At 40.4% G+C, this 13,668-nt stretch carries 14 protein-coding genes; 3 read left to right on the forward strand and 11 right to left on the reverse strand.

The annotated features are described in order from the left end of the window. Positions 1-60: 60 nt before the first annotated feature. The 3 genes from AC3XNE_RS02435 to AC3XNE_RS02445 all read right to left on the reverse strand — a co-directional run bounded on the left by AC3XNE_RS02435 (position 61) and on the right by AC3XNE_RS02445 (position 3,074). On the reverse strand, positions 61-1,503 hold the full coding sequence (locus tag AC3XNE_RS02435) for an APC family permease (protein WP_489832662.1): 1,443 nt from the start codon (positions 1,501-1,503) through the stop codon (positions 61-63). Positions 1,504-2,232: 729 nt separating this feature from the next. After that, positions 2,233-2,439, reverse strand: a complete 207-nt coding sequence (locus AC3XNE_RS02440; RefSeq protein WP_489832663.1) for a CsbD family protein — start codon at positions 2,437-2,439, stop codon at positions 2,233-2,235. A gap of 317 nt (positions 2,440-2,756) precedes the next feature. Next, positions 2,757-3,074 carry a hypothetical protein gene (locus AC3XNE_RS02445; protein ID WP_489832664.1) on the reverse strand — a complete coding sequence of 106 codons (318 nt, stop codon included), beginning with the start codon at positions 3,072-3,074 and terminating at the stop codon, positions 2,757-2,759. Positions 3,075-3,301: 227 nt separating this feature from the next. On the opposite strand from AC3XNE_RS02445, the gene AC3XNE_RS02450 reads away from it, so the two are divergent. Continuing rightward, positions 3,302-3,694 (forward strand): DUF1694 domain-containing protein, encoded by a 393-nt coding sequence (locus AC3XNE_RS02450; RefSeq protein ID WP_489832665.1) that lies wholly within the window; start codon positions 3,302-3,304, stop codon positions 3,692-3,694. 268 nt (positions 3,695-3,962) lie between these two features. Here AC3XNE_RS02450 and AC3XNE_RS02455 read toward each other — a convergent pair whose 3' ends face one another. Both AC3XNE_RS02455 and AC3XNE_RS02460 read right to left on the reverse strand, forming a co-directional pair. Next, positions 3,963-4,160: a hypothetical protein gene (locus AC3XNE_RS02455; RefSeq protein ID WP_489832666.1), complete on the reverse strand. Its 198-nt coding sequence runs from the start codon at positions 4,158-4,160 to the stop codon at positions 3,963-3,965. Positions 4,161-4,209: 49 nt separating this feature from the next. Further along, positions 4,210-5,358, reverse strand: a complete 1,149-nt coding sequence (locus AC3XNE_RS02460; protein ID WP_489832667.1) for a cation:proton antiporter — start codon at positions 5,356-5,358, stop codon at positions 4,210-4,212. 225 nt (positions 5,359-5,583) lie between these two features. On the opposite strand from AC3XNE_RS02460, the gene AC3XNE_RS02465 reads away from it, so the two are divergent. After that, complete coding sequence (locus AC3XNE_RS02465) at positions 5,584-6,441, forward strand: metallophosphoesterase family protein (RefSeq protein WP_489832668.1); 858 nt, start codon at positions 5,584-5,586, stop codon at positions 6,439-6,441. 144 nt (positions 6,442-6,585) lie between these two features. On the opposite strand, the gene AC3XNE_RS02470 is transcribed toward AC3XNE_RS02465, so the two are convergent. From AC3XNE_RS02470 to AC3XNE_RS02490, 5 genes are all read right to left on the reverse strand, one after another. Then, positions 6,586-8,286: an aryl-sulfate sulfotransferase gene (locus AC3XNE_RS02470; protein ID WP_489832669.1), complete on the reverse strand. Its 1,701-nt coding sequence runs from the start codon at positions 8,284-8,286 to the stop codon at positions 6,586-6,588. A 191-nt stretch (positions 8,287-8,477) separates the two neighbouring features. Next, the gene (locus tag AC3XNE_RS02475; RefSeq protein ID WP_489832670.1) at positions 8,478-9,548 is read right to left on the reverse strand and encodes a YdcF family protein; all 1,071 of its coding nucleotides are present in this window, start codon (positions 9,546-9,548) and stop codon (positions 8,478-8,480) included. 108 nt (positions 9,549-9,656) lie between these two features. Further along, positions 9,657-10,526 carry a helix-turn-helix domain-containing protein gene (locus tag AC3XNE_RS02480; RefSeq protein ID WP_489832671.1) on the reverse strand — a complete coding sequence of 290 codons (870 nt, stop codon included), beginning with the start codon at positions 10,524-10,526 and terminating at the stop codon, positions 9,657-9,659. Between the two features lie 308 nt (positions 10,527-10,834). Beyond that, on the reverse strand, positions 10,835-11,053 hold the full coding sequence (locus AC3XNE_RS02485) for a hypothetical protein (protein WP_489832672.1): 219 nt from the start codon (positions 11,051-11,053) through the stop codon (positions 10,835-10,837). Between the two features lie 17 nt (positions 11,054-11,070). After that, entirely contained in the window at positions 11,071-11,568 is a 498-nt protein-coding gene (locus AC3XNE_RS02490) for a hypothetical protein (protein ID WP_489832673.1), read from the reverse strand. Positions 11,569-11,880: 312 nt separating this feature from the next. Here AC3XNE_RS02490 and sstT point away from each other — a divergent pair, with 312 nt between their 5' ends. Then, positions 11,881-13,137, forward strand: a complete 1,257-nt coding sequence (gene sstT, locus AC3XNE_RS02495) for a serine/threonine transporter SstT (RefSeq protein ID WP_489832674.1) — start codon at positions 11,881-11,883, stop codon at positions 13,135-13,137. A gap of 273 nt (positions 13,138-13,410) precedes the next feature. Here the strand turns inward: sstT and AC3XNE_RS02500 are convergent, their stop codons facing one another. Further along, on the reverse strand, positions 13,411-13,521 hold the full coding sequence (locus tag AC3XNE_RS02500) for a putative holin-like toxin (protein WP_489832675.1): 111 nt from the start codon (positions 13,519-13,521) through the stop codon (positions 13,411-13,413). Positions 13,522-13,668 lie beyond the last annotated feature (147 nt).

Here is a 13,668-nt window from a genome sequence, read left to right on the forward strand (position 1 = left end):
GATCCGTTGCTAAATGAACTCTTCGTTTCATTAATAGCAGCGGATCTTTACTTATAGTTTTTAATTTTCTTCAGCCTTGCGATCTTGGTAGTTTTTGTTCGTTGGCAAAATCATACCCAAAGCAACCAAAACAACTGGAGTCACAATATTGAGTGTCAGTGCAAATGGATCGCTAGAGTAGATCCCCAACAAACAACAAGCAGCCGTGATCAAGAAACACCACACACCAAACGTATAGGCGACCCCTTGATGTTTGGCAAATACATAATCGGACTGATATTTGTCACGTACCTTCCGTAACGCAATATAAGCCGCAAAGACCCACAGATAACGCAGCGGCATCATCGTAGAATTAAGTTTGATCAATTGGGACATGACCTTAGCTGCCCCAGGAACAACGGACTGCGACAAGATAATTGCACCAGACAGGATGCCGACCATCTTGATCCCATTGATGTAAGCACCGTACTTATTTTTCTTCAGCAAACCTGATGGGATGAATTCTTTCGCTTCAGTGCTGCCAAGTAAAATTCTCAACGGAGCGTCAATACTCAAGCATAACGTGGAGAACTGGCCGATCACATTTGTAATAGCATAGATCACCAGCAAAACATTACCTACATGATAATAGTTACCAAGTTTTTGGAAAGCCCAGTAATCACCGTTAGCAATATAACTATCAAAATTATCTTTGACAGCATTCGGATCAAACATCATTGCCATCGCAATCGTACCCAAAATAGCTGAGATCATAACCATAATAGCTAACACGATCATGGCTTTCGGGAAATTTTTGGATGGATCTTTCAATTTGTTAACGTAGGGCGAGATCTTTTCACATCCACCGACGGCAAAAACCAAGATCGACAATGAGGTGAAGTAATTTACGTTAAAGTTTGGGATCAAATTCTTCCAGCTCAGATCGATCGAATGAAAACTAACAGCCGGATTAATAGCCGGTGCAGCAAACATCATCACTATGTATAAGATCGACATGATAAATGTAGCACTTCCGGCCAAAGTTGCCAAAGTTTCAAGAACGGTCAACCCGTGGGAAGCAAGCCAACAAAAGAACACGAATAATAAGAACGTAATGAACTGGATCGTAACGGTACTGGTCTGATCAAATTTTGTCACATTTTGAAAAATTGCCCAGGTCAAAGCACGCAAACCGCCAGTTCCTTTACCAGCAATATAAGCGACGTGGCAGGCCCAATAAGTCCACCCAGCGTAATAAGCCCATTTGGGACCCATCGTTTCGTTGACCCATGAACTAACGCCACCGCCAGATTCCTTGAAGGTAGAACCCAGTTCACCAACGATCAGAGCATAGGGTACGAAGTACAGTGCAAACATAAGCACCCAACTAAAGACAACTTTGATCCCGCCAAAATACATGTAGCCATTAATGACATTCCCAAAGCCCCAAACAGTTGAAAAAGCCATCAGGGCGAGGGTAGACCAAGTCATTTTCTTTTTATTTTGTGTTGCAAGATCATCCATAAAAATCACTTCTTTCTAATTAATAAGAGAGCGGAGCATGCCGCTTAAACCTTGAGCATTATTGGAGTCAAGCATTATAGCGCGTTTCTCAGTGGTGTAGTGCTTGACTTGGATAAGCAGAAAGGTTTGGCTTGCGCAGCTCGACTATAAAACAGAGAGCGCAGTGAAGCGGGAGAAAGTGAGCACTATCGTAGTCTAGTCATATAGCGCGAGGTTTGCGCTGTGTGGCTAGACTGGGATAGGCGGAGCTTTCTGCTTCATATAGCTCGACTATGAAAACAGAGCGGAGCATGCCGGGTTGGACTCGAGCACTAACAAGACCTGCTATTATGGCGTGTGGTTTTCACGCCATGATAGTGGGTCTGGTTAGGCGGAAAGGTCCAGGCTTGCGCAGCTCAACTATAAAACAGAACCAAGCGGAAAAAGTAAGCAACAATAACCCACAAAAACCTCGCCAGTCCTGTTTAAATAAAAAAACGAGCTGATCAAAAAGAATTTCAACGAAACTTACCATTATAACGTGGAAGTCCTTGACAAATACCAACTTTTTGATCGCTACGTATCACTGTTATCAATATTATAGCTTATCTTTTTAGTCTAAAACTATCATGAGTAAATGGTAATATAACTCTCAATGTATCACAATGATTATTTTTTGCGTCTGTCATTTTTGTATGCTGTTTTTCCAAAAAAATAGGCTAACATTTGACTGTCAGCCTTTGATCACATTTATTCTTTGTCTTGCTCGTCGCTATTCTTCAAACCTTCAGCGGCACCCTTAGCTGCATCTTTGGCATCTTTCGCCTTTTGTTTTGCTTTATTTGCAAAACCTTCAGCTTTACCTTCAGCTTCTTTACCTTTATCACCAGTTGCCTTACCTACTACTTCTTTTCCTTTACTCTTTACTTCATCCAATTTGTCATCAAAGTTACTCACAGTAAACACTCCTCGTAATCAGATTTGCTTAAATCAGTTTTTGCTTATCTAAGCACCTGTATTATACCCAATGCGTTAAAACGATACCACTTTAACGCTCGTTTATTTTCTTTTAGTTAAATTATAGATAGCGATACACAATAAGATAAATAAGCCCAGCTGAAATGTAATTTTGATAGAAAATGTCATAATTATCCCGCCTTTTTACTTGTAGTATGGCGGCTGACAAACGTTTGCTAAGCGAACACTTATGGGTAGTTATTAAGTTTTAAAACACCAAGAACAAGCAAAGCCGCCAGTTTTTGTTTGTTCGTTTTTTACATGTAACGTGGGATCAGTTTTCCATTTGACTGCCAGATCTCACCTGTAAAACCTGTAAAACGTAATGTAAAATTGACTCGTCTACGCAATTCACGTACTATTCCTTCAAAATAAACCCAGTCATATTCTTTAATGACACGGATCGGGATCGAGTGGGTGTTCTCGGCACCCATTTTGTATAAAAAAAAGAAATTAAATGAATGATCAAATTTATCATTAACAATCTGAATTTGATAACGAGCCCTGATATGAGGCTTAAAATAATGGTTGATCCGCTCTTCCATCACATCAACATGTTGGGCTGCTGTTTTCATAATTACCACCTCACTATTTATTATACGAACATACGTTTGTTTTTCAAGTAAATTTTTCCCATGTTAATTTGCAAATGTGCTAAAAGATAACTGTAGTGTGCTTTTTCAATAGAAAAATTATTTTCGGGAACTGTTCGAGCAAACGTTTGCCAGGGGAAATAATTAAATTAATGGCTGGCATATGTTATGGTTAACTGTAAGGACCGAGTTTAAAGGAGGATCAAATAATGTCAGATGAAAACTTAAACGACCGTCTATCCGAAAGCTTGTACGGCACACCTAAAGTCAAGCCAGACGAACAACGCAGATATTTAGGTACCTTCCGCGAGCGAGTCGCTCTAACATTGGACCAGGGCGAAGCGCAACAACCACAATTTATCGATGCTTTGCATAAAGAATTGGATCAAAACCCAGAATACCAGTTGTTGATCAATGGTAATGCGTCAGAAACAGCGGTCGACAAACTAACAGACCTGTCGAACATTGTCAGCAATCGTTCCAAACTGCTAGCTGGAAAGGCAGCACCAAGCGGAATGGATGCCTTGGCCGCCGTCGTTTGCACAAAAGACACAGCACTACACCTGCATGAAGTAGACGTTGCTAAAAGATTTCCACAATAATTAAAAAAGACCTCGTTACTTGCCATTGAATGATCCATGGCAAGCAGCGAGGTTTTTTGTTTATTCAGTTAACTCTATTAGGTAACGATTTGAAAAGAGTTTTCTTTATGCTTCTAGCTCGGCTGCTGTTCAACTGAATGCTTCTTTTAGATACTTCGGTCCGGTCAGTGACTGACTGGACGCTTCTTTTAGATACTTGAGGCCGATCAACAACTGACAGAACGTTTCTTTCCTATTCTTGAGGCCAGTTACCTCCTAACAAAGATGACTAGCCCTGATAACTTAAGTTCAAGTCAGCTAAGATCAGCTCGTTATGTTGAAACATGTTAAGTACGCACTGGTCAAAAACACATTTGCCTTGATAACCGGAAAGTGCACTTTGTAAGTTTTGCCGCTCTTTTACCGTTAAGCTGGCTCGCTGCTCTAAAATTTCTGCGTATTGCAACTCTGGTGTCTCACTGAGCATCAAATCACCTCCTACTAATACATACGTAATTAATAGGAAAAATGATTTTTTACAAACGTTTGATCTCGGCGCGCAAAATAAAAGGTGCACAGAGTGTTGTGACTACGATCGCACCGATAACAGCCGAATAATTGTTAGTCGTTAACAAATGTGCGTTAAAGCCCAACTGAGCAATGATCAACCCCATTTCACCACGCGAGATCATCCCTGCCCCGATCACCGATGAACTCTTTAAATAAAATTTGGCCAAACCAGCACCGATGCCGGCTCCTAGCCATTTGGACAATGTGCCGACGACCGTTAGCGCTAAAAATAACCAAAAATCTGCAATCAAACCCGTAAAAGTCATGTTTAGTCCGACACTAACGAAGAAAACCGGTATGAAAACTGCATAGCCGATCGGTTCGATTTTTTGATCGATCTCTTGCCGAAAGTTAGTTTGGCCGATAGCTAGTCCAGCAAAAAATGCCCCGATCGCACTACTCAAGCCGACTTTTTCTGCCAAATACGCCGCACCCAAACCAAGGATCAAGGCCATCACGGTTTCAGAGACCGGCACCAATAATTTTTCGCCCAAACGCATCAGCATCGGAACGCACCAGCGGCTGACAGCGAACAGAACTACGAAAAAGCCGACCTGTAATATCAAGCTCAGCCATAGAGGCATCTGATCGCTAGCATTGATCTTACTACCGCCGAAGCTGACCAATATACTCAACACAATGATCGACAAAACATCATCCACAACAGCTGCACCCAAGATAGTCGTCCCCTCTGGTGTATCTAACTGACGCATGTTTTTTAGAACTTCAACCGATATCGAGACCGAAGTCGCCGCAAATATCACTCCCAAAAACATATTTTCTAAATGGCCCAAACCAAAAAGCCGCCCTACTATGTACGCCCCAACGATCGGGAAGATCATACCAAACACAGCCACCAATAAGGCCGGAGTGAAATATTTTTTCAGTAACGCCAAGTCACTTTCCAAACCACCGATAAACATCAAGATCACGACACCAATTTCAGAAAAGGTCTCTATAAAATTTCCGGGATGGACCCAGTTGAGAACTGCAGGACCTATTACTACACCGACCAATAACTGGCCAATGACCGGCGGAAAATTTAAGCGTGCACTGTAATGTCCAGCCAGTGATGTTGCAAATAAAATCAAACATAACGTACCAATTGCTTCCACATCTATCTTTCCTTTCAAAATCACACAAAAAAAAGCCCGCCTCCAAACCGCCCTAGCAACCCAAACTAGGACTTGATTCTTGAAAGCCGCGGCTCCAACCGATTTATATCTCTTTAGATAATATTCTAGCATTAGTAATTGCAACAAACAATATTTACCTACTTTACTTTTAGGGTTTTCTTAATTATGCTTAATTGGAAAGAAGTTATACTGGAGGCTTTTGTTATGCAACAACGAATTGCAGTGATCTCTGATAGTCACGGAAACTCGACCGCCTTACAAGCAGCGGTTACAGACGCACTCAAGCTAGGTGCAAGTGAATTTTGGGCACTTGGGGACATGATCTTGGGTGGTGCTACGTCTGAGGAATGCCTGCAGATCTTAGACCAGATCAATTTGACACAGGTTTTACTGGGAAACTGGGAAGATAATTTTAACAAGGAAATCGCCCACCCAAACTTTGACATCAGTGACCCATCGACTGTTTATTTCACGATGTTAGCTAAATTTGAAAGTGAACATTTAAGTCAAGAACACCAAGAAAAAATCAAGAAGCTGCCTATGACTGCTAGAGAGAAAGTCGGCGGCCTTAATTTTTCCTTGACTCACAATTTACCAAATTATAATGCTGGCCATACTCTGTATCCAGATCAAAACCAAGATAACTTTGACCAGCTAGCCCTTGACCAAGAAATAGATGTTGCAATTTTTGCACACATTCATAGTCCTTTGTGGCGTTATACTCGCATGGGTCAGATCATTTTGAACCCTGGTTCAGTCGGACGTCCATGGGATCCACGTGCCAAGCTATTAAAAAATCGTGCCGCCAGCTATCTACTATTAACAGTCTCGGAAAAAGGCCTTGATGACGTTGACTTTAGGCGAGTCGAGTATGACCCAGAGATCGAACTGCAAAAAGGTGCAAAAAATGGCTTCCCTTACGTAGACTTGGAACGTAAGATCTTACTTACAGGTAATGCCTCAACTCATGACAGACCTCTGCTTAAAAAAATCAATGATAAACACGGCTATAACGAACAGGCATCAGAGTTCCTAGCACGAATGAAACAAAATCTGAAATAAGACATACAAAAACTCCCAGATCCATTTCGGACCTGGGAGTTAAAGCATTATTGCTAATCTAACGTAATCAATAATTATAGGGGGGTTATTGGTTACAAATACATTGTAGCAAACATTTTTCACAGCGTTAAGTCTCAAATCAAATTATTTTGATTTAACGTCAAATTTGTAATCTGCAGCATAAAATGGTATTTGATAAGCGCGATAGACATAACCCTTTTGCCCATAGTGCTGAAAAGTGACATTGGATACTTGAGTCCCATCTGGCTTAACTTCGATGATATTACTTTCTTTACCATCATGTTTATGTCCAAAAGTGATCAGGGTATTACCATTTTCTAAGCGCTGCGCGTAACCGATGATATTGGTGAAATTACTTTGACCCAACTGGCGCCCATATGCCCATACTTGTTTGATAGTCTTATTTTTTTGATCGATCTGATATTGTACAGCGTTTGAATAACGCTTGGAATTTTGCCTGTCTCCATTGGTAACTGCCGTATTATTATCATATAAGAGAACATTCTCCAAATTAGGATCGTTACTTTCGTTCTCTAACTCAGTTAATCCGTGTTGCCCGCCAGTTATCTTAGTTCCTTTTGCAGGAGTTAAAACAAAAGGACGGTACTTTTTCGGCCAGTCTGCCTTTTTCTTACCACTGTATAACCACTTGATCTGACTAGTTTGATAGTCCATTTTGAGTGTCAGATCCTGATTGCGGTTGGACAATAAGACCGCCTTTTCTTTTGGCAAATATCTGACCGAATTCATGTGCAGCCAGTCGTATTTTGGAGTAGCAGAGCCGTCCGAAACGGCCTTCTTATTTGCCTTATACGATGTCCACATCGATTTTGGTAAAACCCTCTTCATATCTATCACCTTAACGACCTTGCCAGTTTTATGTGATATCTCTGCTAGCGTATCTTCGCCGTAAACCGAGCCATCCGAGACCGTGGCTAAAATGTTATGGTTGGGCAATTCCTCGATGTCGTGGTGGATCAGAGTCCGTTTATTTTTCGGATCGAATTGATATTCATTATATACACGACCTAATACGTCTGTTTCGATCAAACTATTATAAACTTGTGCTTGATTATTTTTCTTAGTCAACATCATAATGTGCCCACGCGACCACGGGCTAAACACATGTTGATTGTACAAAGTCGAATACCACCGGACCTCACCGTTACTATCAAGCGCAAACGGTTCTTGAGTGGTGCGATTCATTAAGTTCAACTTGTTAGTTGAAAAGTTCATTTGAGCCGTATCCTTATTTTTAACACTTACTTTGGCTAAGCGTAAGTTAGCGGGCATTTCACCTGTCTTGAGCGTCAAAACTTTAGTAACACTAGTCCCATCTTCATATCGAACTCTTATAGTGACGTGGTTTTCATAGTTAGGATACAAGCCAACGATCGGGACCTGATGGACAGTACTTGACCCGCCGTGAACTGTATTAGTAATGCTGATTTGCGGATCTTTACCTGCAACTGTATATGTAATCTGTGCAGGAGTAGTTGTATGAAAGATCACCAAGGCCGTTAGCGGTGAAGTCTTGTATGGATTTTGTTTAACAAAAGGTGCATCGAGTGTATATTTTTCATCTTTTGCTGCTCTACGGTACTCTTGATCCAGTGTCGCCTGTTGATCTTGCCTGACAGTGATTTTATCAGCCTTGACATTTCTTTTGATTTGAGCTGTGTTCAATGGAATATCAGTTTTCTTTTTTGCGTTGTCATTTGTAGGATCTTTCTTAGGTTGAACACACCCTGTTAGAATGAGGGTTAAGATACTAATGGTTAAAAGTGCCATTAATAAAAATCGTCGGTACTTTTTACCTCTCAAAAAATCACTCCTTGTTTTACAGATTAATGTTTCTATCTTATCAATATCCATAAAGAAATGCACACCTTTAGGTTCAACAATTTAAATTGAACACAAAAATAGGATGCGGTCTCTTGCCTAACACCCTATTTTTCACTTGCTTTGTGTCTGCACCTGATCAAACAGTTATCAATTACAACTGTTATTCAAACTTAAAATAAGTTGATCCCATTGCCCACAAGAAAACTGACTGCGGATAATGCTAAAATCAATAGCAATGCAACCGCATGAGCTATTTTATGGTTAGCCATCAACGCAATATATTCACGTAAAAAGGCATTAGGAATGAAAAAATTACTTGTTTTCGCGCCGATCCCATCAATGTTTAGCCCCACATAACGTGCATAACCTGCTGCACGAAAGGTATGATAATCACTAGTTGCAAACAACCCTTTGTTTAAATTAACGTGTTTATCCTCTAATATCTTCTTGGAAAAAGCCATATTTTCATAAGTATTTTTTGATTTTTTTTCTGCCAAACATTTGTCGGACAAAGCCCCATGATCCAGCGCATACCGTTTCATTGCTATACCCTCTGGGATCGTTTCGTCTCCGCCCTGTCCACCTGAAAAGACCAACCAAGGATATTTCCCGTTCTTTTTTTCTTGCATTTGTGCAAAATCTAAGGCTCGTTGGACCCTTGAGCCTAGCAAAGGAGAAACTTGATCGCCATTCAAAAGTCCGGCGCCTAAAACGATAATATAATCCTGGTTATAGTGCGGGCGGTAAAGTCGTGTGATCAAAAAAGAAGTAATAAATGCCAAAAACCAGAAAACAAGATATGCGATGATCGGTACAACAAAAGCATTATATGCCGTCACGGAAGTTTGTGGGATCAGATCTTGATCAAGAGCACGTAGTAATGGTAAGACAAAAATTACGATGATCCCTAGGCCAAGTGTCAACATATTCCCCAAAGTATGACTTTCCTTGCGCCAAACCATAAAGGCATTCCACAACAACAATAGTCCCAGCGAGGCATATAAGATAAACAATGGTGTTGAAATAATCACTAACACCCACAGCATCAAAGAAATAAGCCACTTAATGTTAGTTGTTTCGATCCCAATGATCATTGTCACACCACCAACCAACAGTGCGACGTTGAGAAGCGCTCCGTTTAACAAACGGAACTTATTTTGATGCAGGCTCACACCTAACAAAATCAAGCAAAGTAATGTAAAAATTATCCCGCCACTAAAAAAGAACGTAATTTGGCTCATTTAAAAATACCTCAATCATTCTAAGATTAATTAGTCTATCAGCTTATTAGCTAGTCAAACTAATTCTACAAGAAAATCAGTTTTTTTCAAATTAGAGGCACGATTTCCTTACTTCCCATCTAATAAGGCAATACCTTGTTCATCTAAAGCATCAATAACCTTGTGATAGACTTTTTCATTTCCGACCCGCTCAGCAAAAGTATACGCCATGTATAACGCTTTGATAGACTCACCAGTCCATTGGTCCTCTTTGCCAGCCAGCGCAAAAGCTAAATTACAATACAAAACATCGACAAGGCCTAAGATCATTTTCTCTTGTGTAGAATGAATACCCAGCTGCGCAAAGTAGATCGCTTTATCATATTTTTTGGTACAAAGATAATAAAACGAACTGCTAGCCCAAATAGCTAAAGCGGCATAATTATGTTTTTCGGGTTCAAGATCTTGAAATGTTTCTATTGCAAGTTCAGTATAGTATCCTGCAGCGTCTAATTTATCTTCACAAAGATATTGGTACCCTAAATCGCTAGCAACTAACGCCCACAACACCCCTAAACTTTCCCGATCTTCTTGTAAGATCTTATTATAAGTAAAGATCGTGTCAGAACGCTGGTCATCATTACGTGCGGCAAGCCAAGCTTTTAAAAATTCTAAAAACATTGCCTGATCTGGGCTAATATATGTGTTTTGGTTGATTCTTTCTAAAAGCTCGCTTCCCGCTCGAAATTGGCGATGCAGCAAACGAACACTCACCGCCATGAATAATTGTTTAGTATCGACAAACTCGTCAGTTTCCACTGTTTCTGCAAAGCTTAAATTTAGGCGAGTAACAATTTTCTCCAAAGTTTCTCCAGATGGAGTAGATGATCTCGCTTCTATCTGACTGATCATGCCCTGTGAGGTAATACCCTCTGCTAATTTAGCCTGAGACATTTTTAGTTCTTTTCTTCTTTTACGAATTAATTCGCCATTGATCATTATATGTTTCCTCTCACTAAAAAAATATTATGTTAGTTCGACCCGATCAACTATAGATTCACAATATCCCTTAATTATACACATAATTAAACAATTCGACCATGCTCTAATAAATATTTATTGATATACATTGTTGAACGTTAGCTTGATAGGGATAACTATTTGTAAGCTAATGGTCAACGAGGGGGAGGACCGCAAAATTAAGTTCCCACATCAGAAGTAATACTATATAATTCATCCAAGGACAAAAGTATTTATCACTTACACAAAAAACTGCTCCCATCCAGTGACCGGAAGCAGCCCTTCTTTTAAACTAATTCTTTTTTTGATAAGTCGACCTTGTAACACCTTTGATAACCATACTTGTCTCTCACAATGGCATAGTATAAAGTACTACCTGCTCTAGTAAACTTTTCAACATCTTCTACGTGTCCGTCAACTTGCGCAGTACGTAAAACTTCTTGGATGCGATGTTTGACATCACGTCCTGGCAAAAAAGATCCGAAAAAATCAAAATTTTTCTGCACTTTGATCGCTCCTTTATTTATGGTACTTGGGTGTACAGCGTCACTTTTTCATCATAAAAATTATCCCGTAAATTGCGCAATAACATCCTTACTGATTCATGAAATTCTTGCCAATTTTCTCCATCGTGTGCGCGATCTTTTTGCCCATCAAAGTATAAGACACCATATGAATCACTGATCTGACCTTGCTGCGTATTCTCCACTAAAAAGCCCAAAGAATTACCCAAGACCACCGTATAGACTACTGCATCATCGCTAAAATTATAATTTTTAACAAAACGCAGAGTAACATTATTGCGAGAGACAAGTTGAGTTAGTTCGGGAACTTCTCGCAGCAAAGTCCGATAAACCATCGCTAGCTGTGCAAAATGTTCCAAATCACGGCGCGCAATCTCCTCACCTTCTTCATAACCATAAAGATGTGCATTCGCGCGCAAACTGCTTTTGTAAATCACCTTGTTTTTTCCAGAAAGAGCTACAATATTTGTAAATGCGTTCTCCAAATAACTTGCCATGATTGATCGCGCCTCTTTTCTTAAACCCAAAACCAGACTGTGATCAACGATTATCATTACCTTTATTTTAACCCATAAGTATTTTTTCTTCTTGTATAACGCTCAAAAAGCCGAACTTCCCTAATTTGCAAACATTTGAAAAGCACTCTTAAGTCTCTTCACGATAAAGGCGCAAAATCGTTATTGACATTAACTCATTTTCCCCTTAAACTTCTAATAATATTATAATAAAAATACATAAAACATAGGCAATTGTTTTTTGATGCGCTTTAATGAACCTCCGTTGCGCATACATTCATGGGAGGGAACTATATGTTTAAAAATTATACGAGGATCCCTTTAATTGGGCGAATACTTGTGGGCATTGTGGTCGGTGTGCTTGTTGGGATAGCATTTCCTTCCTGGACCTGGATCGACATTTTGGGCGACCTTTTCATCGGGGCCTTGCAAGCCATCGCTCCTCTGCTAGTATTCTTGGTGATCATGTCAGCTATCTCTGGTTACGAAAAAGGTGCGGAGAATCACTTTGGAACAGTGATCATTTTATATTTAGGTGCCACGTTCCTGTCTGCGATCGTTGCCGTGGCTGCTTCATACTTTTTCCCGGTCAAACTCGTACTCTCTAAGGCCACGACTGCCGATGCGGCTAATGCTCCCAAAGGATTAGGCTCTATCATCAATGATCTGTTGACCACAGCAGTCTCCAACCCTGTCCACGCTGTAATGAATGGGGATTATCTAGCAATTCTATTTTGGGCGGTCTTATTGGGGATCGCTTTGCAAGCCGTTAGTCAAAAAACACGTGCTATTGTTGGTGATTTCTCCAAAATGATCAGCAACGTGGCGGGCTGGATCATTCAATTTGCACCATTTGGTATTATCGGCTTGATTCACAAATCCTTGGTCGAAACCGGGACTAAAGGTGTCGTTCGCTACGGCCAATTGGTCTTATTGTTGGTTGGTACAATGATTTTTGTCTACCTAGTCGTCTATTCTCTAATGGTCTGGGTGTTAACTCGCCAAAATCCCTTCCCGCTTGTTTTTTGGACCTTGAAGGTTTCAGGGATCCCAGCCTTTTTCACCAGAAGTAGTGCTGTAAACATCCCGATCAACTTGGAAGCTTGTAAAGATTTGGGTTTGAATGAAAAGAGTTATGGTGTTTCTATACCTCTAGGTGGTTCAGCTAACTCTGGCGGCGCGGCGATCACGATCTCTATCATGACGCTCGCAACTACCCACACTTTGGGGATGGACTTTTCTTTCCCATTAGCGTTGATCCTTTGCTTCTTAACGGCGATCGCTTCGACAGGTGCATCCGGGATCGCTGGAGGATCGTTATTGTTGATACCAATGGCTTGCAGCTTGTTTGGTATTAGTAATGATATAGCCATGCAAGTTGTTGGTATTGGTTTTGTGATCGGAGTTATCCAAGATTCTGTCGAAACGGCCGTTAATTCAGCATCCGACCTCTTATTCACGGCGGCCGCAGAATACGGCGATCTGCGCAAGACGGGTAAGCCGGTCGATATTAAAAACGCAGTTCATCAGGCCAATAGGGCCAGAGGATAAATGATATTGAGGCAATAGATACCAGTCATGTTTGTGTTGATCCTATTAAGTGGTACTATCGTTTAGCAGCAAAATCAACACTTTAAATTTAAAGAAAAGCGATCACTGAAGCTTAGGATATGGTGGGCTAAAGTCTAACTTTGCATTGCTTTTCTTTTCTAAGTGCTCATGCTATAAGACAAATGTAAAAAGAGGCCGTTTCAAGGCGGCGATGAATTTAATAAGACGGCATTAGGCTACCCTGTAACCGCCAAAGTTATACAGGGCGGCTTTTTATTTATTCTTTTTATTGGACAAAACAGCCACTAATTTGCCAAAAGCAATCATTAGCGACAGCGCTTTAAAAACGCTCATGACTGTGAAACCTTCCTGAAGATTTTTCATGTTTCCATGAGTCTCACGTCACAAAGAAAAAGACAGCCACCACCCTTAAAACCGCTTGCTAAAAATTACTGGTTTTTTGCTTTTTTCAATAGCCTCTCTTCCCTTATATTCAACAATTTTTTAAAATGTGTATATTGTTATTCTTTG

It is taken from the genome of Ligilactobacillus sp. JN-6 (Y).1, assembly GCF_058111525.1.

Coding starts and splice junctions, on each gene's coding strand:
- AC3XNE_RS02450 (WP_489832665.1), top strand. CDS start 3,302: ATGTCAGATGAAAACTTAAACGACCGTCTATCCGAAAGCTTGTACGGC.
- AC3XNE_RS02445 (WP_489832664.1), bottom strand. CDS start 3,074: ATGAAAACAGCAGCCCAACATGTTGATGTGATGGAAGAGCGGATCAAC.
- AC3XNE_RS02455 (WP_489832666.1), bottom strand. CDS start 4,160: ATGCTCAGTGAGACACCAGAGTTGCAATACGCAGAAATTTTAGAGCAG.
- AC3XNE_RS02465 (WP_489832668.1), top strand. CDS start 5,584: ATGCAACAACGAATTGCAGTGATCTCTGATAGTCACGGAAACTCGACC.
- AC3XNE_RS02435 (WP_489832662.1), bottom strand. CDS start 1,503: ATGGATGATCTTGCAACACAAAATAAAAAGAAAATGACTTGGTCTACC.
- AC3XNE_RS02500 (WP_489832675.1), bottom strand. CDS start 13,521: ATGAAAAATCTTCAGGAAGGTTTCACAGTCATGAGCGTTTTTAAAGCG.
- AC3XNE_RS02480 (WP_489832671.1), bottom strand. CDS start 10,526: ATGATCAATGGCGAATTAATTCGTAAAAGAAGAAAAGAACTAAAAATG.
- sstT (WP_489832674.1), top strand. CDS start 11,881: ATGTTTAAAAATTATACGAGGATCCCTTTAATTGGGCGAATACTTGTG.
- AC3XNE_RS02475 (WP_489832670.1), bottom strand. CDS start 9,548: ATGAGCCAAATTACGTTCTTTTTTAGTGGCGGGATAATTTTTACATTA.
- AC3XNE_RS02490 (WP_489832673.1), bottom strand. CDS start 11,568: ATGGCAAGTTATTTGGAGAACGCATTTACAAATATTGTAGCTCTTTCT.